The following is a 19,489-nucleotide window of genomic DNA, read 5'->3' as shown; positions in this document are numbered from 1 at the left end:
ACCGGCAAGCTTGAGCTCGGCATTCGTCCCGAATTCCTGACCCTTGAAACCGGCAATGCCGACAAGGGATCAGACGGGATCGAAGTCAACATCACCAAGGTCGAAGACCTTGGCCAGTTCAAGATCGCGACCACCCGGTTCGGCGCATCTGAAATCAAGGTCAAGCTCGGCGAAGACGAACAGGTTGTCGGCCAGTCCGGCATTCTGCGCTTTGCGCCGGAATGGACCAAGCTTTACGCCGACAGTCAGTTGGTCGCGTAAGGGGGGATGGGGAAATGAACAAGATTACCAACAACAAGGCCTGGTTCCTCGTCCTGCCAGTGTTCTTTATCGTTGCCATCAGCGCGATCATTCCGCTGATGACAGTTGTGAACTATTCGGTTCAGGACATCTTCGATCCGCAGACGCGGTTCTTTGTCGGCACCGAATGGTTTGAACAGGTTCTGGGCGACAGCCGCCTGCATGATGCGCTGCTGCGTCAGATTTTCTATACGCTTTCGGTGTTGTTTATTGAAATTCCGCTCGGCATTGCGGTTGCACTGACCCTGCCGCGCAAGGGTTGGGGCGTTTCGGCATCGATGGTTCTGCTGGCCTTACCGCTGCTTATTCCATGGAACGTGGTTGGCACCATCTGGCAGATCTTTGGCCGTGCCGACATTGGTCTGGGGGGCTATGTCATCAATCTGATGGGCATTGATTACAACTACGCCCAGAACCCGATGGATGCCTGGCTGACCGTGCTTGTCATGGATGTCTGGCACTGGACCAGCCTGATTGTGCTGCTGTGCTATGCCGGTTTGCGCTCGATCCCGGATGCCTATTATCAGGCGGCCAAGATTGACGGCGCATCACGCTGGGCCGTGTTCCGCTTTATTCAGCTGCCGAAAATGCAGTCGGTTCTCGTGATCGGTGTTCTGCTGCGCTTTATGGACAGCTTCATGATCTATACCGAACCGTTCGTCCTCACAGGCGGCGGTCCGGGTAACGCAACCACCTTCCTCAGCCAGTTCCTGACCCGGATGGCAGTCGGTCAGTTTGACCTTGGTCCTGCTGCGGCCTTCTCGCTGGTCTACTTCCTGATCATTCTGTTGGTTTGCTGGGTTTTCTATACCGTCGTGATGAACGCCGGAAAGCAGGGGGAACAATAAAATGCAGTTCCAGAAACGACATATCGGACTTCTTCTTTATATCCTGTTCCTGTTGGTTCCGATCTATTGGCTGTTCAACATGTCAATCAAGACCAATACGGAAATCCTGGGCGCAATGACCCTGTTCCCGGACAATCCGACATTGGCCAACTATGCAACCATCCTGACCGATCCGGCATGGTATACGGGTTATATCAACTCGATGATCTATGTCGGCATCAACGTGGTGATTTCACTGGTTGTCGCCCTGCCGGCTGCTTATGCCTTTTCGCGGTTCAACTTTACCGGCGACAAGCATCTGTTCTTCTGGCTTCTGACCAACCGTATGGCACCGCCGGCCGTGTTCCTGTTGCCGTTCTTCCAGCTTTATTCAAGTGTCGGCCTGTTTGACACCCATATTGCTGTGGCACTCGCACACTGCCTGTTTAACGTGCCGCTGGCTGTCTGGATCCTGGAAGGTTTCATGTCGGGCATTCCAAAGGAAATCGATGAAACCGCCTATATCGACGGTTATTCGTTCCCGCGTTTCTTTGCCACGATCTTCTTGCCGCTGATCCGGTCCGGCATCGGTGTGACCGCGTTCTTCTGCTTTATGTTCAGCTGGGTTGAACTTCTGCTGGCACGCACGCTGACCTCGGTCGAGGCCAAGCCGATTGCCGCCACCATGACCCGTACCGTTTCGGCGTCGGGCCTTGATTGGGGCGTTCTGGCGGCTGCGGGTGTTTTAACCATCGTCCCGGGCGCCTTGGTGATCTGGTTCGTTCGCAACTACATCGCCAAAGGTTTCGCGATGGGTCGCGTGTAATCGGAAAACAGGAGGAATATCAAAATGGCATGGATGGCCTGGACCCCGATTACCGCCGCGTTCTTTGGCTGCATCTTTTTGATGCTGATCGGGATGGGAATTTGGCAGGCGGTTTCACCGACCGTTCCGCGGCGTGGCTTTTTGCCACTGACCACCACACGCGGTGATCGCCTGTTTATCAGTTTGCTTGGAGCCGCCTATATCCATCTTGGCTGGCTGGCATTTACCGATGCCGCCCTTTGGATCGGTTCCATCATCGCACTTGTCTGGCTCGTCATTGTGATGCGCTGGGGTTAACAACCAAAACGGTACCGCGTCCTGCAGCGGTGCCGTTTTCGATCGAATTCATCACGGTGGGCTGTCCGTCTTCCCCCAGCGTCGATGACCGGGTTTACCGGATGAGCAATAAGGAAGACGACCAGGGAGAAAACGACATGATCGTTAAAGCCAAAGGTGCCAAAAGCGTTGTTAAAGGCAGCGCCGTTGCCGTCGCCCTTGGTCTTGCTGTGCTGGCGAACCCGGCCATGGCAGATCAATATACCGACGCGGCGAAAAAATGGATCGACAGCGAGTTCCAGCCGTCGAGCCTCAGCAAAGACGCCCAGATGGCCGAACTGGAATGGTTCATCAAAGCAGCTGAACCGTTCCGCGGCATGGACATCAACGTGGTGTCTGAAACCATCACCACCCACGAATATGAGTCCAAGGTTCTGGCAAAGGCCTTCTCGGAAATCACCGGGATCAACCTGACCCACGACCTGATCGGCGAAGGCGATGTCATCGAAAAACTGCAGACCCAAATGCAGTCGAACCGCAACATCTATGACGCCTTCATCAATGACTCGGACCTGATCGGGACGCATGCGCGTTATGACGCGGTTGTGCCGCTGACCGACTGGATGGCGGGCGAAGGTGCGGACGTTACCTCTCCGACCCTGGATCTGGACGACTTCATCGGTCTGTCCTTCACCACCGGTCCGGATGGCAAGCTTTATCAGCTTCCTGACCAGCAGTTCGCGAACCTTTACTGGTTCCGTTATGACTGGTTCCAGCGTGAAGACCTGCAAAAGCAGTTCAAAGACAAGTACGGCTATGACCTGGGCGTTCCGGTCAACTGGTCGGCTTATCAGGACATCGCCGAATTCTTCACCAATGACGTTGGTGAAATCGATGGCCAGAAAGTCTATGGCCACATGGATTACGGCAAAAAAGACCCGTCACTGGGTTGGCGCTTCACCGATGCGTGGCTTTCCATGGCTGGCGCTGGCGACAAGGGCATCCCGAACGGCCTTCCGGTCGACGAATGGGGTATCCGTGTTGAAGGTTGCTCGCCTGCTGGTTCCAGTGTGACCCGTGGCGGTGCCGCAAACGGCCCGGCAGCGGTTTACGCCCTGACCAAATATATCGACTGGCTCAAGGCTTATGCCCCGCCAGAAGCAGCCGGCATGACCTTTGGTGAAGCTGGTCCGGTTCCGGCACAGGGCCAGATCGCACAGCAGATCTTCTGGTACACCGCCTTTACCGCCGACATGGCGAAAAAAGGTACTCCGGTTGTGAACGAAGACGGCACGCCGAAATGGCGTATGGCCCCGTCGCCGCATGGCCCGTACTGGGAAGAAGGCATGAAGCTTGGTTATCAGGACGTGGGTTCCTGGACTCTGATGAAGTCCACCCCGCTTGAGCGCCGCAAAGCTGCATGGCTCTATGCACAGTTCACCACCTCGAAAACCGTATCGCTGAAAAAGACCCTCACCGGTCTGACACCGATCCGTCAGTCTGACCTGGATACCCAGGAAATGACCGATATCGCTCCGAACTGGGGTGGTCTGGTCGAGTTCTATCGTTCGCCGGCCCGTGTTCAGTGGTCGCCGACCGGTACCAACGTTCCGGATTATCCGAAACTGGCACAGCTCTGGTGGCAGAACGTTGCCGAAGCTGTTACCGGCGAACGGACCCCGCAGGAAGCCATGGACAACCTTGCGTCTGCCATGGACAGCGTTCTGCAGCGTCTGGAGCGTGCAGGCATCGGTGGCGAATGTGCACCGAAGCTGAACGAAGAACGTGATGCCCAGTACTGGTTCGACCAGCCGGGCGCACCGAAACCGCCGCTTGCCAACGAAAAACCGCAGGGTGAGACCGTCAAATATGACGATCTGATCGCGGAATGGCGTGCAGCCCAGTAATTCGGGCTACACTACTGGGGGTGTCGGGGGTGATTTTTCGCCCCCGACCGTCCCGGACTTTATCCATCACTTTTGATTTTTTCATATCTGATCGCCCGGTATTTTGCGGGCAAAGGTAACTTTCCCATGCGCCTGTCATCCTCCCTCCGCCGGACTGCTTCCGCTCTTGGCTGTGCTGCCTTAACGGCACTGGCCATGAGCGGCTTTCTTGCCACCGGTGCCGCGGCGTCCTCGGCCCTTGATGACGGCATTTCTGCCTATCGCCACGGGGAGTTTGAAAAGTCGGCCGATATTCTGGCACCACTGGCCAAAAGCGGTGATGCCACCGCGCAATACCTTCTGTCCTGTCAGACCATCAATGGCGTTGGTGTTACTGCCAACGAAGATGCCGGCTGGACTCTGATGGAACAGGCGTCCGAGAACAACAATCCAAATGCCAGTGTTGTCATGGCTAGGCGTCTTGAAGCGATGGGTGGTGACAAAGACAAAATTCGCGGCCTTTACATTGCCGCCGCCCAAAAGAACAAGACCCAGGCGATGCTGTGGCTGGCCCTTGATGCGCTTGATCGCGGCGATGTGTCAAAGGCCGAAGCCCACCTTAAACAGGCGTGGGAGCTTGGCGATCCACGTGCGGCAACACTTCTTGCCAACCGGTTTGCCAAAAGCGATGTCGATCGCCTGACTTATTTGCGCCGTGCTGCCCAAAACGGCGAAATGCGTGCGGCCGCCTACCTTGCCGAAGAAGCCCGCACGGTTGATGACAAGGCCGAAGCCGTTGGCTGGTGTGCGATTGCGACCGGCATGCCCGGCCATAACGAAGATGTCGACTGGAAAACCATCGGTGAAGCGGTCGAAAAAAACTGCGGCCAGTTCGACAAGGACCTGTCGCCCAAAGACCGTGCGATCAACCGCGAACGCGTCGATCATTTCCTATCCGAGTTCTTCAAGAATTACGAACCATGGCAGCCCTGGCGGGCCTGCGCGGTGCCAACATCACGTTAAGCGCCCAGGCCCGAACCCGAATGCATTTCCCACCATATCAGAGAAACCTCTGCCACCTAAAAGCACGGCCCACAAAAACAGGGTAATCAGTACCAACACGATCTTGAAGGTGACATCAATACCCTTTCGGATTTGAAGTACGACGGCCTTGTTGTGCTTAAGCACCGTTGCGGCAAGCAAGCAACCGCCGGCAATTTGAATCTGAGTAGATGCATTGGCCTCTCCGCCGTACCAGCCAAGCGCACCAAGTGACAACTGCTGGCCCAGAAACCCGATATGCTTGATTACCAGACTGGCTTTTTCAAAGAACCCATCGGACTCTCGCCATTCAACACGCGGCGACCCGTTATGACGCCAGTCCGAAATCCACAAAATGAATGACGACAGCATCCCGGCATAACCAAGCCATATTTCATGGCGGTTATCCTGCTCTCCGACAGCAGTGGCTTGATATATCATTGCCGAGTTTACCATCGTGACCACATCTTCAAGTGACAGCGCACTGCTGACCAACAATATCTTGGCCAGGGCAAAATACAGGCGCGCAACTTGCCCCCAGGTCAGATCAAAATCACGATTGTCAATGGTAAGTTCAGAAAGCTCGATAAAGTCGTCTTCGTTGATTTGTTCGGCATCTTCATTCTGCACATGCCACTCGAAAGCATATCTCGCGGCTTTGATCATTTTGACGATTGTAAGCTCAAGTCCGGGCCCTTCGTAGTTGACCCCGTGCACAACCGCGTTGAACATCTCGTTGAAATGATCGGTGATGGCTTTCTGAACTTGCGCCAACGTCTGCGATGTTAGCCCCACTGCATTGTTCGGGTCACTCATCCACACATCAATTGCCTTGGCGACGACAGCATGATCAGAAGCCACTTTTTGGGCTTGAATATAATAGGGCATCGATCAGGCTCCTTTTCCAAGCAATATGATGGCAAGGTCATCAAGAATTTTTTCCGTCTTGGTCGTGTCGAATTTCATGACTTCCGACAATTTCGGAACAGCAATTTTCATATCTGCAGGGGATGGCTTTTTCGGATCATCTGAATGATCTGAAGGCTGATCACTGTGCGTGTCCGAGCTTGGCTTTTTCACGACCTGAAGAGCGTCCCTGAGCTGTTGCGTCGCCCTATCAAGCGAACTATCGACCGCCTTTGAAATCTGCTTCACATTCTCAAGAAGCTGGCCATCAAGGTTGATTTGCTTTTTATCGAGTTCGGTCAGTGCACCCTGTTCAATCGTTGCACTTTTTTTGATGGCCGACACGCGCTCGCCTGCAATTTGTTCAAGCGTTTGGTCCAGCGACCGCACAGCGATCGTTAACATCTGCCCCGAACGTTCACAGTTATCGAGCTGCGATGCAGGGTCGGAAACAGGACCCGCAGTTACCTTTGCGGTCAGGGTTTCAATATTCGTAACCGTCGTTTCGATCTGGGTGAAAACGCTACTGACCCGTTTGCGCATATCACTTGTCAGCAGTTTGGTTGCCCCGCCGATATAGGTGTTGAGCACCAGCTGCAGTGACTCACCATAATTACTCATGTAGCAATCCTTTCACGTCATCGCCTTGTAAATGACGCGGGGATACGGGTTTTGTGATGCTGAATATTGCCGGGCGGCTCTTATTATCGGTTCGACGCTCTATCAGACATTGCGATATGATCTGACATCGCGGCATTCACTGCACGCAGATCCTGGGGGGTGTTGACGTTGGTAAAGGGCTCCAACCCGGCAACGCGATCCGCAAAGATCACCCGGGCTGCGCCCAATGCCTGCAAGGGGCCACGCACACGACGGTCATCGGCTGCCAAACAATCGGCAATTGTCTGCGCAGAGTCCCGATGCCAGATGCTTGAAAGGTAATGATCGCGGTCCGCATGGCTGGCAAAGGCGGCCGTCACCCCGGCACCCTCGGCAGCGGCCCGCAAGCGCGCCACCATATCAAGCGGCACAATCGGGCAATCAACCGGGAAGGTCACCAACCAGTCAATACCATCGGGCAACATACGCAAGCCGCCAAGAATACCACCCAGCGGCCCCTGCCCGGTTTCAGGATGATCGCCCACCACGGGCAGGCGGAAATCAGCAAACGCATCTGCCCCGGCATTGGATGAAATCATCACCTGGTCGCATTGGGCTTGGGCAACATCAATCACCCGCCCGATCAGGCTTTTGCCGCCGACCTCGCGAAACGCCTTGTTCCCGCCCATGCGTCGTGCCTCGCCCCCAGCCAGAACAAGGCCAAGGGTTGGGACATGTTGGGATTGGGGCGTGTTCACGATAAGACCAAACCTTTGAAGGGGGCGAATAATCAGACGCGCTCATCATAATCCAGTGAGCCCATCCATGCATCTGTCGTCTTGGCACCGAAGCATTTTCTAAGGCCCCGCCCTGATGCTGCACTGCGTCATTTTTACATTGTCGCCCTACGGGCATTGATTTAGAGTGACTAAAGACTTTGCGACTTCCACCTTGATACCGGACGACCGGTATTCCTGATCCGATCAATGGGGACGGCCCCGCAAGACAGGAGGCCCCCATGGCCTGGACAGCGTTGGTTATTGCCGGATTTCTCGAAATTTGCTGGGCGATTGGCCTGAAATACACCGAAGGCTTCACCAAGCCCATCCCAAGTGCCCTGACCATTGCCGCAATCGCCGCCAGTTTCTGGCTACTTTCGATTGCCATGCGCACCATCCCGATCGGAACGGCCTATGCGATCTGGACCGGCATCGGGGCGGCGGGTGCGGTGATCTTTGGCATCATCATGGTCGGCGAACCGGCCAACCCCGGACGACTGGTCGCGATTGCGCTGATCCTTTCGGGGATCGTGATGCTGAAACTGTTCAGCCCGTCGTAAAGCGCCGTTCACAACACGCAAATGCAAAACGGGGCAGCCAGTGGCTGCCCCGTTTTTTAATCGATCGTGCCCGGTTGGCTTAGACGCCAGCCGGAATACCGCTGCGTTCAACCTTACGCGGGGAGGTGATTTCTTTCCATTTGGAAAGCGCCTTGTTGACGGCCGGATACGGTTCGCGGGCGATGAATTCGCCGTCGCCGCATTTGGCGAGAACCACACCTTCTTCGGCGGCAATGCGGCCGCGGCTGAGTGTGTAGCGCGGAAGGCCGGTGACCTCGATGCCTTCAAACACGTTGTAGTCAATTGCCGACTGCTGGTGTTTGGCGGTGATGGTTTTCGACGCCTTCGGATCCCAGACGACAAGGTCGGCATCCGCGCCGACAAGGATCGCACCCTTGCGCGGATAGATGTTAAGGATCTTGGCGATATTGGTCGAGGTCACGGCAACAAACTCGTTCGGGGTCAGACGGCCGGTGCCAACGCCATAGGTCCACAGAAGCGGCATGCGGTCTTCAAGACCACCCGTACCGTTCGGGATCTTGGTGAAGTCGCCAACGCCCATGCGTTTCTGTTCGGTCGTGAATGCGCAGTGGTCGGTGGCGACAACCTGCAGGCTGCCCGATGCCAGACCATTCCACAGGCCATCCTGATGTTCCTTGCTGCGGAACGGTGGGGACATGACGCGGCGTGCGGCGTGATCCCAATCGGCGTTTTTATATTCGCTGTCATCAAGAATAAGGTGCTGGATCAGCGGTTCGCCAAACACGCGTTTGCCGTTGGCACGCGCACGACGGATGGCTTCGTGGGCCGGTTCGCAAGACACATGCACGATATAAAGCGGCACATTGGCCATATCGGCAATCATGATCGCACGGTTGCAGGCCTCGCCCTCAACATCCACAGGCCGTGAATAGGCGTGTGCTTCGGGGCCGTTGTTGCCTTCGGCCAGCAATTTTTGCTGAAGGGTTGCGACAACATCGCCGTTTTCAGCATGCACCAGCGGCATCGCGCCCAGTTCCGAACAGCGCGAGAAGGATGCGAACATTTCATCGTCATCGACCATTAAGGCACCCTTGTAGGCCATGAAGTGCTTAAACGTGTTGATGCCCTTTTCCTGAACGATGGTCTTCATTTCATCAAAGACCTGCTCGCTCCACCAGGTGACGGCCATGTGGAAGGAATAGTCGCACACCGCCTTGGAGGATTTGTTATCCCAGGCCTGCAATGCTTCGAGCAGCGACTGATTCGGCGCCGGCAGGCAGAAATCGACAACCATGGTCGTGCCACCGGCAACGGCAGCCTTGGTGCCGCTTTCGAAATCGTCTTCGGAATAGGTGCCCATAAAGGGCATTTCCATATGGGTATGCGGATCAATCCCGCCGGGCATCACATAGCAGCCGTCGGCCTCTATCACCTTGTCCCCGGTCAGGTTGTCCCCGATGGCGGCAATTTTGCCGTCTTCGATCAGAATATCGGATTTGTAGGTCAGGTCGGCGGTAACGATGGTTCCGCCACGAATAACCATGGACATGGGTGGCTCCTTGTCTGTCTGAGTGGCGAAAAGTTGCGGGCCATCCCGGCATTTCGCCCGTTATCTCCAAACACCCCGAGGGTATTCAATCAGTCTTCAATCGATCGTCATAGTCCTGGAAGTCATCCCGTCCGGCGAAGCCCAAACCCCGCCGGACGGATAAAAGTCACAAGATGGAAGATTACATCTTGTCGGTCACAGCGTGGGTCCAGGCACCTTCCGGTTCCTTGGTGATCACCGGATCGGAACCACCCGAAAGCAGGCTGTCAACGGTACGCTGATAGGCTGCTTCATCGAGAACCGCAGAATCACCAAGCAGTTTGGCGATTTCGGTCATCATGCGGACCTGATGTTTTTCGGTCTGGGCACCGGTCATGTCGTTATCAAGAACGATCATCGCGGCGTCTTCCGGGTTTTCCTTGGCCCAGTTCCAGCCCTTCATGCTGGCTGCAACAAAGCGCGACATCTTGTCGACGAATGCCGGATCCGAAAGGTTGTCTTCAAGAACATAAAGACCGTCTTCAAGGGTGGCCACACCCTGATCTTCGTATTTGAAGACCTTGAGGTCATCAGCCGGAATACCAGCATCAATCACCTGCCAGTATTCGTTATAGGTCATGGTCGACACGCAATCGGCCTGCTTCTGAATCAGCGGGTCAACGTTGAAGCCCTGCTTGAGCACGGTCACACCATTTTCGCCGCCATCGGTCGGAATGCCGAGTTTCGACATCCAGCTCAGGAACGGATATTCGTTGCCAAAGAACCAGACACCAAGGGTACGACCCGGGAAGTCATCCGGGCTTTCGATGCCGGTTTCCTTCAGGCAGGTCAGCATCATGCCCGATTTGGCGAACGGCTGTGCGATGTTCACCAGCGGCACACCCTTTTCGCGCGATGCAAGGGCCGACGGCATCCAGTCAATGATCACATCCGCACCACCACCGGCAATCACCTGCGGCGGGGCAACGTCCGGGCCACCCGGATTGATGGTCACATCAAGGTCGGCTTCTTCGTAGAAACCTTTGTCGAGTGCCACATAGTAGCCTGCAAACTGGGCCTGTGTGACCCATTTAAGCTGCAGGGTTACCTCGTCTGCTGCCATCGCCGAAAACGATGCCAACCCGAAACTCAACCCCATAGCAGTCGAAATAAACTTATTCATTCGTCGATGTCTCCTCAGGTTGTAGTCAAGTCCTCCCGACGGGTCGTCTTGTTTTATGCCTTTAATGGCGACGTACCCGGAATGACGGATGCCATGACGTTGCTTTTCTCTCGATATAAGCCACAGCCCCGTAGAAGGCGGTCCCCGCAAGGGCCGCCAATGCGATTTCCGCCCAGACCATGTCGATATTCATCCGCCCGACCTCGGTCGAGATGCGGAAGCCCATACCGACAATCGGGGTGCCGAAAAATTCGGCGACGATTGCGCCAATCAGCGCAAGCGTGGAATTGATTTTAAGTGCGTTGAAAACAAACGGCATGGCGGCCGGCAAACGCAGGCGAAACAGCGTTGACCAATAGCCCGACGCGTATGTCGCCATCAGGTCCTTTTCAAGCTTCCCGGCGGCATTCAACCCGGTCACGGTGTTCACCAGCATCGGGAAGAAGGTCATGATCACGATCACGGCTGCCTTCGATTGCCAGTCAAAGCCAAACCACATCACCATGATCGGTGCGACCCCGATGATTGGCAGGGCCGAGACCATATTGCCCAGTGGCAAAAGACCACGTTTGAGGAACGGCACACGATCCACCGCAATCGCCACGATAAAGGCCGATCCACAGCCCATGACATAGCCACTGAGTACTGCCTTCACAAAGGTCTGATGGAAGTCGGCGGCCAGGATATCGGTCGAATTGACGAAACGTTCGCCAATCATGCTGGGCGGCGGCAACAGGACCTGTGGCACGCCAAAGCCCGAAACGACAACTTCCCACACAAACAGAAGCCATACGCCAAAGGCCACCGGCACGACAAAGTTCGCCAGATGCTGTTTGGTGCGATCAAGGCTGTGGAAGTTGGCAATCACATCAATCCCGCGCCAGACAAACGCCCAAAGCGAGACGATGAACAACCAGAACCCCGGCCCGGCATAACCGGCAACCCCGTAGTCATACAGAACACTGATCGCCTGCCAGCAGCCAAATACCGCAATCGCCAGAATGACCATGCCGGCGGTGACGGATCCGACACCAAGCCAGGTAAAGGCCGACCCGGCAATCACACAGAGCGCCATGGCAACGGCAAACCCCGGAATATCCCCGACAAAGGCAACCTGTTTGCCGGTATCACCATCCACACCGGCCAACGGGAAGATCAGCGCAAGCAAGGCCGCAATCGCCGCGACGAGACAGAACTTGTCCAATTTCGTCCAGGTCATGACTTCACCCCCATCCGCACAAGGACCCGGCGTTCACACCAGCCGACAATCACCACAAGGATCGCCGCCACAAACGCCGCGGTCAGAAGGGCCGACCAGATTTGAATGGTCTGTCCGTAATAGGACCCCGCCAGCAAACGCGCGCCAAGCCCCGCCTGCGCACCGGTCGGCAATTCGCCAACGATCGCACCGACCAGACTGATTGCAATCGCAACCTTCAGGCTGGCAAACAGATATGGCATGGCGGATGGCAAACGAAGCTGCCAGAAGGTCTGCCATTTCGAGGCATTATAGGTCCGCATCAGATCAAGCTGGATCACCTGCGGGGAACGCAGGCCTTTGACCATGCTGATCGTGACCGGGAAGAAGCACAAATAGGTCGAAATGACTGCCTTTGGTACCAGTCCCTTGATCCCGATGGCGCCCAGAACAACGATGATCATCGGCGCGATGGCAAGGATCGGAATGGTTTGTGACGAAATCACCCATGGCATCAGGCTTTTTTCAAGCGTCATGACATGAACGATACCCACCGCCAGCAATACACCCAGCAACGTCCCAATCCCAAACCCAAGAAGGGTCGAGGAAAGCGTTACCCAGCTGTGATAGACCAGCGAGCGTTTGGACGTGATCTTGATGGCAAAGATGGTGTGATACATCTCGACTGCCACCTGATGCGGGGCGGGCAGGATCGGGCGATCTTGCGCCAGCGTATCCTCAATCAGCTGGCCCGTAGTCCAGGCCTGATCGGCGCGGTTATAACGGTCAATCTGGGTCGGCGCGTTCATGAAAACCGCCCCGACATACCACAGAACAAGAAGGGCGATCAGAACAACGCAGACCGGCCCGGTCTGGCCCGACATCATGCGCGTCCAGGTCGATGGTCCGCGAACGGACCCGGTCATGGCAGCAGTGTTACTCGTCATTGCTGTGCCCCGCACGCAGACCTTCCCGCACCCGATGCGCAATCTCGAGGAATTCCGGCGTTTCGCGGATATCCAGTGTGCGGTCTTTCGGGAAGTCGGTTTCGATCACGTCAATAATCCGCCCCGGACGCGGTGACATCACGACAATCTTCGACGACAGATACACTGCCTCGGGGATGGAGTGGGTGACGAACGCCACTGTCTTGTTGGTCCGCGCCCACAGCTTCAACAGCTGTTCATTCAGGTGATCGCGCACGATTTCATCAAGCGCGCCAAATGGTTCGTCCATCAACAGCAGGTCGGCGTCGAACGACAGGGCACGCGCGATTGACGCACGTTGCTGCATGCCGCCTGACAGCTGCCATGGGAATTTCTTTTCAAAACCATTGAGCTCGACCAGTTTCAGGGCCTCCTGGGCGCGCTTCACGCGCTCTTCCTTGGAGATTTCCATGATTTCGAGCGGCAAGGTCACGTTGCGTTCGATCGAACGCCACGGCAAAAGTGCCGGTGCCTGAAATACGTAGCCATAAGCACGCTTTTCACGCGCTTCGTGCGGCGTCACACCATTGATCGAAATCTCGCCGCCGGTGGCTTGTTCAAGGTCGGCGATCACACGCAAAAGTGTCGTTTTGCCGCAACCCGACGGGCCGATAAAGGAAACAAAGTCGCCTTCCTCGATGGTCAGATCGACATCGGAAAGGGCGTAAACGGGACCGTCTGCCGTCTGGAAGGTCAGCGACAGTTTCTTGATATCAACAACTGCTTTTTTCGATGCGGGCATCTCAGCAACATTATTGACGACTTGTTTTAGCGTCATGGGGTTTCCCCTGATCGTATGTCTCTCTCAGAACCAAAAGCGTCTCTTTTGGCACAGTCGATGGAAGCCTCCCTCAGGGACGTTGCCCTGAACCTTGTCGACATTGATCAAACGCATAAAGCCTTTGTCCGGTCGTTGCCGGGAACGGGGAATGATACCCCACCTGTCGATCAAGGCAAAACGGCGAGCAGCGCTTTGACCGCTCGCCGGTATCATGAAATCAGTTCCCGTCCGTCAGACGGGTATAGGTCGACGGGCGACGGTCGCGGAAGAACTGCCAGTTGTCGCGAATTTCGCGCACCATCGACATATCCATGTCATGGACCAGCAATTCGTCATTATCGCGCGATGCCTGTGCTTCGATTTCGCCGCGTGGATTGACGAAATAGCTTTGGCCGTAAAACTCGCCAATATCCCAGGGCTGTTCGCGGCCAACCCGGTTGATAGCACCAATAAAGCACCCATTGGCCACAGCCGATGCCGGCTGTTCGAGTTTCCAGATATATTCCGACACCCCGGCCACCGTCGCCGACGGGTTGACGATATATTCCGCGCCATTAAGCGCCAGGGCACGCCAGCCTTCCGGGAAGTGGCGGTCATAACAAATATAAACGCCAAGTTTGCAATACTGGGTATCAAAGACCGGCCAGTTCGATACGCCCGGTTTGAAGAAGAATTTTTCCCAGAAACCGGCGACATGCGGGATGTGGGTTTTGCGGTATTTGCCAAGATAGGTACCGTCGGCGTCAATCACGGCAGCGGTGTTGTAATAAACACCGGTGATGTCTTCCTCATAGATCGGAACAACGATCACCATTTTGTATTTGGCGGCCAACTCACACATCAGCTGTGTGGTCGGGCCATCAGGGATTTTTTCTGCGGCCGCGTACCATTTCTTGTCCTGGCTCGGACAGAAATAGGGCTGGGTGAATACTTCCTGAAAGCACAGAACCTGCACACCTTTTTTGCCCGCCTCTTCGATATAGGGCAGATGTGCGTCGATCATGGCCTTGCGGATTTCTTCGGGGGACTGATCTGTTGAACCCTTAAGGCTCATTTGAATCAGGCCACCTCTCAGCTTTGACATCCGAGATACCTCCTTGATCTGATATTTTTATGTCCTTGCCACTTTTGTGGTCTGACGGACTTATGCCCGAACGCGCCCCATGAACCCTGTTTGTTTTTTTGCGGGTTCGTTCCCAGACGGGACGCGATCAGAAAAATCGCGAAACAGTTGTTTCCTCCGTGGCGTTGCAGACCCGTTTGTTTTTGGTGGTTTTGCAAGCCGGGTGTCCCCTGCCCGATTGCGCAGGCAGGGAACGAAAGTCGTAATTCTAGTCGATCTCTTTAAGCACTTCGCGCAAGGTGCCGAACAGCTGATCAATGTGTGATTTTTCAAGGATCAGCGGCGGCGAAAGCGCAATGATATCACCCGTGGTACGGATCAGAATGCCCTTCTCGAATGCCTTGAGGAAGGCATTGAAGGCACGCTTGGTCGGGAAGCCTTCAATCGGCTCCAGCTCGATCGCACCGATCAGGCCAAGGTTACGGACATCCTTGACCAGCGGCAGGTCGATCAGGCTGTGCACCGCATCTTCCCAATACTGACCAAGTTCCTTGCCCTTGGAATACAGACCCTCTTCTTCATAGGTCTCAAGCGTTGCCATGGCGGCCGCACAGGCAACCGGGTTGCCCGAATAGGTGTAGCCATGGAACAGCTCGATCATGTTTTCCGGACCGGTCATGAAGGCATCATGGATCTCGTCGGTGGCAAACACCGCACCCATCGGGATGGTGCCGTTGGTCAGGCCCTTGGCGGTCGTGACCAGATCCGGCTGAACGCCAAAGTAATCAACTGCAAACGGCGCACCCAGGCGACCGAAACCGGTGATGACCTCATCAAAGATCAACAAGATGCCATGCTTGGTGCAGATCTCGCGCAGGCGTTCCAGATAGCCCTTCGGCGGGATCAGAACACCGGTGGATCCTGCAACCGGCTCGACAATGACGGCCGCGATGGTCGACGGATCATGCAGGGCGCAAATGCGTTCCAGATCTTCGGCAAGGTAGGCGCCATGTTCGGGCATACCGCGGGTAACACCGTTTTCGTCCGGCAGGTAAGTGTGACGCATATGGTCCACACCGCCCAGCATCTGGCCGAATGTTTTGCGGTTACCCGAAATACCACCAACAGAAATACCGCCAAAGTTCACACCGTGATAGCCGCGTTCGCGACCGATCAGGCGGGTCCGCTGTCCATCGCCGCGTGCACGGTGATAGGCCAGTGCGATTTTAAGCGCGGTTTCAACCGACTCAGAACCGGAGTTGGTATAGAAAACGTGGTTGAGATTGCCCGGCATCAACTGTGCAAGACGGCTGGCCAGTTCGAACGCCTTGGGATGGCCCATCTGGAATGCCGGGGCATAATCCAGCTCGTCCATCTGTGCCTTGACCGCTTCGACGATTTTCGGACGCTTGTGACCGGCGTTGCAACACCAAAGGCCTGCGGTGCCATCAAGGATGTCGCGGTTATCGTCGGTTTTGTAATACATGCCATCGGCCGAGACCAGCATACGCGGGGTCTGCTTGAACTGACGGTTGGCAGTAAAGGGCATCCAGAACGCCGAAAGATCGTTCGGACGGCTAATTTTCGTGGTGGCTGTCATCAAAAGGTCTCCCGTACCTTTTCAAGTTCTTCCCTCGACCGGTTCGGTGGCGGGCCACCGTGCACCGGCATCTGATATTCTTCATCCCGTTTTCGCGAAAAGGTATCTGGCCTGATGACCAAAATGTCGCACATTCGTTTTCCGGGACGGCCCGACCTGTTGCGGGCACACAAACGTCGTTAGCATGAGACATGCCCACGCACTAGCGCTTTAATACCACCGCGGAACTGTTTCGAATATTCGACTGTCAAACACCATTTCGGCGACCCTGATTTTTATTTACGGCGTCTATTTTGTGTTTATCTTTCATCGGTACTGTTCGATATTTCGGACAAAACCGACTCTTGACCATGGCCAGGGTCCAAACTTATCCAAATGATCGATCCGGCAATTGATATGAGAGAAAAAGCAAGGAAAAGCCCGCAGATTGGGGGCATCCCCAATCAAGGGATTTGACGCAGAGGCTTTCTCTCATATCAGTTGTCCTTCGGATCACCCGGATTTGCACGGGCTACGTTGTCGCAAAATCTTGAAAGATGTGCATCTTCCTGCAATTTTGCTTCGCATATCCGCACAAATCCGGGAGACCGGAACGGTCATTTGGATAAGTTTGGACCCTAGGCACGACGCGCATAAAAAGTTTCTTTTTGATATTTGCAGTAGAGGTTATTTTAACCTGACCAAACGGTCAAGATAAATGACGCGATTTAGACAGCACGATTGAGATCCATCAAAATCGGCGCGAAACGGGACACAAAAATGAGCACAAAACCCGCAGTAAACGGCGCACACAAGGCCGCGATCCGACAGGAAAACGAAGAACAGATTCTGGCCGCTGCCGAACGGGTCTTTGCCGATTTCGGGTTCAAGGGGGCAACCACCGCGCGGATTGCCGAAATCGCCAATGTCCCCAAGGCCAATGTGCATTACTATTTCAGCACCAAAGAGGCCCTGTATCGCCGCATCATGGAAGATGTTTGCGACCACTGGCTCGAAGCGGCAATGACGTTCGATAACAGTGCCGACCCCGCCTTCATTCTGCGCGGTTATATCGAGGCCAAGATGGATTTGTCGCGCGTGCGTCCATACGGCTCACGGCTTTGGGCACATGAAATCATCCGTGGCGCCAAATTCTCGTCGGAATATATCTCGACCACGGTGAAAAACTGGCTTGATAGCCGTGTGGAGGTCATTCGGGGCTGGATTGACGAGGGCAAGATGGATGATGTCGAACCCTACACCCTGATGTACATGATCTTTGCCACCACCCAGCACTATGCCGACTTTGGCCGCCAGATCGAGATTTTCAACAATGACAAGCCACTGACCGACGCACAATTTGCCGAGGCCAAGGAAAATGTCGTGCGCATCATATTGAAGGGTGTTGGCCTCGCCTGATCCCCCGTTTGGGGACGTGACTGCGGCCGACGTCACCACTTCTGTATAGTTGTATCGGATTATCCGGGGACCAATTTTAGTTATTCCTGATAATCACGATGTTTGCAGACAATAATGGTGTGTATCGGACCATCACTTCGCGCTGTTTGTGGTTGTATCTCCGCTGTCCTGATCAGCGGATCTGCGTCCCTGATGACATTCCCGGCAGACGCCGAAAACGCAATTTTAGCCCAGACGCAGAACACCCCGCCTGCCAGCAATTGCAGGAAGCTGTCTGTTGGCGGCGCAGATGGCTGGGAGCCGATCACCTATATCCGTGATGATGGCCAACAGACAGGACTTGCGATCGACATTTTGCAGGACTATGCCAACCGTCACGATTTGAAGCTTGATCTCAATCTCGACATTCCCTGGACACGTGCCATTCAGATGCTCAGCAAGGGTGAACTGGATGTGATTGCCGGCGCCTATTTCACCCACGAACGCGATCAGGTCCACTTTTACAGTGCGCCGTTCGCCAATGACGACATCATGGTCTTTCAACGCAACGACAATCGCTTTCCGGTTGTCGAACTAAGCGACCTGATCGGGTATGACGGTGCGCGTCCGCAAGGCGGCAGTTACGGCGATTATATCGACCGCTTCGCCGAACAACGACTGAACATGATTTTCTCCCCCACCGGCAATCGCATCTTTGACGTTCTGATGAATGGGCGGGTCGATTATGTGATGCTGGGGCGCTTTGACGGGCTGACCAATATCTATCGCGACAATCTGATCGACGAGGTCATCGTGGTCGAACCACCGATTGACAGCAACAAGGTCCATTTCATGTTTTCACGCAAAAGCCCCTGCATGGGCCATGTCAGAAACCTGAATATCCTGATCGAACAGCTTGCCGAAGACGGAACGCTTGATCAGTGGACAGAGAACCATCTTCTTGATGTTTCCGAAGGGGCGAGTTAACGGCGGCGTGCTGCCACAATAAAAAAGCAGGGCGCATATAACGCCCTGCTTTGTATTTGGTCACCTTGAAATGGCGGGACCTATTTTTGCATCACCGTTTCATCGGCCTTGGCCAGAACCGCATGCAGCAGAACCTGCCCACCGGCATCCGACCAGTGTTTATGCACTTCTTCGATTTCATTATGGGAAATGCCATCAACACACGGGATAAAGATCATCGCGGTCGGGCACACTTGCGCCAGATAGCAGGCATCATGCCCAGCACCCGAAACGATTTCACGCGCAGAGAACCCGCCAAGTTCGGCCCCCATGCGCACCGCATCAACACAGGATTTATCGAACGGCACCGGTGCATAATAGAAGATTTGCTCAAGCTCGATCTGAAGGCCGATATCCTTGGCAATCTTTTCCACACCTTCGCGCAATGCCTTGTCCATATCGGCCAGAACCGCATCATCGGGATGGCGGAAATCAACCGTAAAGAACACCTCGCCCGGGATGACGTTGCGCGAGTTCGGATGGATTTGCATCATACCGACCGTCGCACAGGCAAGCGGGGAGCGATCCAGACCGATCTTGTTGACCAGATCAACCACGCGCGCCGCACCAAGCAATGCATCCTTACGCGTCTTCATCGGGGTCGGGCCGGCATGGGCTTCGACACCGGTGAACTTGATTTCATACCAACGCTGGCCCTGGGCATCGGTGACAATGCCGATATCCTTGCCTTCATCTTCAAGGATCGGGCCCTGTTCGATATGGGCTTCGAAATAGGCCCCCATCGGATGGGCATCAATGGTGGC

General features: G+C 55.1%; 19 protein-coding genes and 1 pseudogene. 9 read left to right on the top strand and 11 right to left on the bottom strand.

The features are described from left to right. The 6 genes and pseudogenes from B3Z49_RS04445 to B3Z49_RS04420 form a co-directional block, all read left to right on the top strand. Positions 1 to 261, top strand: a pseudogene (locus tag B3Z49_RS04445) (ABC transporter ATP-binding protein); the annotation flags it as partial. A 14-nt stretch (positions 262 to 275) separates the two neighbouring features. Then, the gene (locus B3Z49_RS04440) at positions 276 to 1,148 is read left to right on the top strand and encodes a carbohydrate ABC transporter permease (RefSeq protein WP_008890109.1); all 873 of its coding nucleotides are present in this window, start codon (positions 276 to 278) and stop codon (positions 1,146 to 1,148) included. Between the two features lies 1 nt (position 1,149). Next, positions 1,150 to 1,953 carry a carbohydrate ABC transporter permease gene (locus B3Z49_RS04435; protein WP_008890110.1) on the top strand — a complete coding sequence of 268 codons (804 nt, stop codon included), beginning with the start codon at positions 1,150 to 1,152 and terminating at the stop codon, positions 1,951 to 1,953. 24 nt (positions 1,954 to 1,977) lie between these two features. Continuing rightward, complete coding sequence (locus B3Z49_RS04430; protein WP_063087963.1) at positions 1,978 to 2,250, top strand: DUF2160 domain-containing protein; 273 nt, start codon at positions 1,978 to 1,980, stop codon at positions 2,248 to 2,250. Between the two features lie 137 nt (positions 2,251 to 2,387). Continuing rightward, on the top strand, positions 2,388 to 4,136 hold the full coding sequence (locus B3Z49_RS04425) for an ABC transporter substrate-binding protein (RefSeq protein WP_414716240.1): 1,749 nt from the start codon (positions 2,388 to 2,390) through the stop codon (positions 4,134 to 4,136). A gap of 195 nt (positions 4,137 to 4,331) precedes the next feature. Next, positions 4,332 to 5,138: a tetratricopeptide repeat protein gene (locus tag B3Z49_RS04420; RefSeq protein WP_296988480.1), complete on the top strand. Its 807-nt coding sequence runs from the start codon at positions 4,332 to 4,334 to the stop codon at positions 5,136 to 5,138. Here the strand turns inward: B3Z49_RS04420 and B3Z49_RS04415 are convergent. The 3 genes from B3Z49_RS04415 to mobA all read right to left on the bottom strand — a co-directional run bounded on the left by B3Z49_RS04415 (position 5,130) and on the right by mobA (position 7,420). After that, on the bottom strand, positions 5,130 to 6,044 hold the full coding sequence (locus tag B3Z49_RS04415; protein WP_008890114.1) for a hypothetical protein: 915 nt from the start codon (positions 6,042 to 6,044) through the stop codon (positions 5,130 to 5,132). The two genes, B3Z49_RS04420 and B3Z49_RS04415, sit on opposite strands and share 9 nt — an antisense overlap. 3 nt (positions 6,045 to 6,047) lie before the next feature. After that, complete coding sequence (locus B3Z49_RS04410; RefSeq protein ID WP_008890115.1) at positions 6,048 to 6,683, bottom strand: hypothetical protein; 636 nt, start codon at positions 6,681 to 6,683, stop codon at positions 6,048 to 6,050. An 83-nt stretch (positions 6,684 to 6,766) separates the two neighbouring features. Then, positions 6,767 to 7,420, bottom strand: coding sequence for a molybdenum cofactor guanylyltransferase MobA (gene mobA / locus B3Z49_RS04405; protein ID WP_296988479.1), 654 nt, complete (start codon positions 7,418 to 7,420; stop codon positions 6,767 to 6,769). 260 nt (positions 7,421 to 7,680) lie between these two features. On the opposite strand from mobA, the gene sugE reads away from it, so the two are divergent. Then, on the top strand, positions 7,681 to 8,001 hold the full coding sequence (gene sugE, locus B3Z49_RS04400) for a quaternary ammonium compound efflux SMR transporter SugE (protein ID WP_008890117.1): 321 nt from the start codon (positions 7,681 to 7,683) through the stop codon (positions 7,999 to 8,001). A 79-nt stretch (positions 8,002 to 8,080) separates the two neighbouring features. On the opposite strand, the gene hydA is transcribed toward sugE, so the two are convergent. The 7 genes from hydA to B3Z49_RS04365 all read right to left on the bottom strand — a co-directional run bounded on the left by hydA (position 8,081) and on the right by B3Z49_RS04365 (position 16,322). Continuing rightward, on the bottom strand, positions 8,081 to 9,532 hold the full coding sequence (gene hydA / locus B3Z49_RS04395) for a dihydropyrimidinase (RefSeq protein WP_008890121.1): 1,452 nt from the start codon (positions 9,530 to 9,532) through the stop codon (positions 8,081 to 8,083). Positions 9,533 to 9,713: 181 nt separating this feature from the next. After that, complete coding sequence (locus B3Z49_RS04390; protein WP_008890122.1) at positions 9,714 to 10,694, bottom strand: ABC transporter substrate-binding protein; 981 nt, start codon at positions 10,692 to 10,694, stop codon at positions 9,714 to 9,716. A 61-nt stretch (positions 10,695 to 10,755) separates the two neighbouring features. Continuing rightward, the gene (locus tag B3Z49_RS04385) at positions 10,756 to 11,913 is read right to left on the bottom strand and encodes an ABC transporter permease (RefSeq protein WP_296988478.1); all 1,158 of its coding nucleotides are present in this window, start codon (positions 11,911 to 11,913) and stop codon (positions 10,756 to 10,758) included. Beyond that, on the bottom strand, positions 11,910 to 12,839 hold the full coding sequence (locus B3Z49_RS04380; protein WP_296988476.1) for an ABC transporter permease: 930 nt from the start codon (positions 12,837 to 12,839) through the stop codon (positions 11,910 to 11,912). The genes B3Z49_RS04385 and B3Z49_RS04380 overlap by 4 nt, the downstream gene beginning before the upstream one ends. Further along, positions 12,829 to 13,620, bottom strand: a complete 792-nt coding sequence (locus B3Z49_RS04375) for an ABC transporter ATP-binding protein (RefSeq protein WP_008890125.1) — start codon at positions 13,618 to 13,620, stop codon at positions 12,829 to 12,831. The genes B3Z49_RS04380 and B3Z49_RS04375 overlap by 11 nt, the downstream gene beginning before the upstream one ends. A 256-nt stretch (positions 13,621 to 13,876) precedes the next feature. After that, entirely contained in the window at positions 13,877 to 14,743 is an 867-nt protein-coding gene (locus tag B3Z49_RS04370; protein WP_008890127.1) for a nitrilase-related carbon-nitrogen hydrolase, read from the bottom strand. A gap of 247 nt (positions 14,744 to 14,990) precedes the next feature. After that, a complete protein-coding gene (locus B3Z49_RS04365; RefSeq protein WP_008890128.1) occupies positions 14,991 to 16,322 on the bottom strand; it encodes an aspartate aminotransferase family protein in 1,332 nt (443 codons plus the stop codon). A gap of 759 nt (positions 16,323 to 17,081) precedes the next feature. On the opposite strand from B3Z49_RS04365, the gene B3Z49_RS04360 reads away from it, so the two are divergent. Continuing rightward, positions 17,082 to 17,720 carry a TetR/AcrR family transcriptional regulator gene (locus B3Z49_RS04360; protein ID WP_008890129.1) on the top strand — a complete coding sequence of 213 codons (639 nt, stop codon included), beginning with the start codon at positions 17,082 to 17,084 and terminating at the stop codon, positions 17,718 to 17,720. Between the two features lie 192 nt (positions 17,721 to 17,912). Further along, on the top strand, positions 17,913 to 18,686 hold the full coding sequence (locus B3Z49_RS04355) for a substrate-binding periplasmic protein (RefSeq protein ID WP_296988474.1): 774 nt from the start codon (positions 17,913 to 17,915) through the stop codon (positions 18,684 to 18,686). 80 nt (positions 18,687 to 18,766) lie between these two features. On the opposite strand, the gene B3Z49_RS04350 is transcribed toward B3Z49_RS04355, so the two are convergent. Continuing rightward, on the bottom strand, positions 18,767 to 19,489 hold a 723-nt coding region (locus tag B3Z49_RS04350; RefSeq protein WP_296988473.1), incomplete at its 5' end, for a Zn-dependent hydrolase.

The organism is Thalassospira sp. UBA1131 (assembly GCF_002311515.1).
Classification (GTDB): domain Bacteria; phylum Pseudomonadota; class Alphaproteobacteria; order Rhodospirillales; family Thalassospiraceae; genus Thalassospira.
This window is presented reverse-complemented; position numbering and strand designations above follow the sequence as displayed.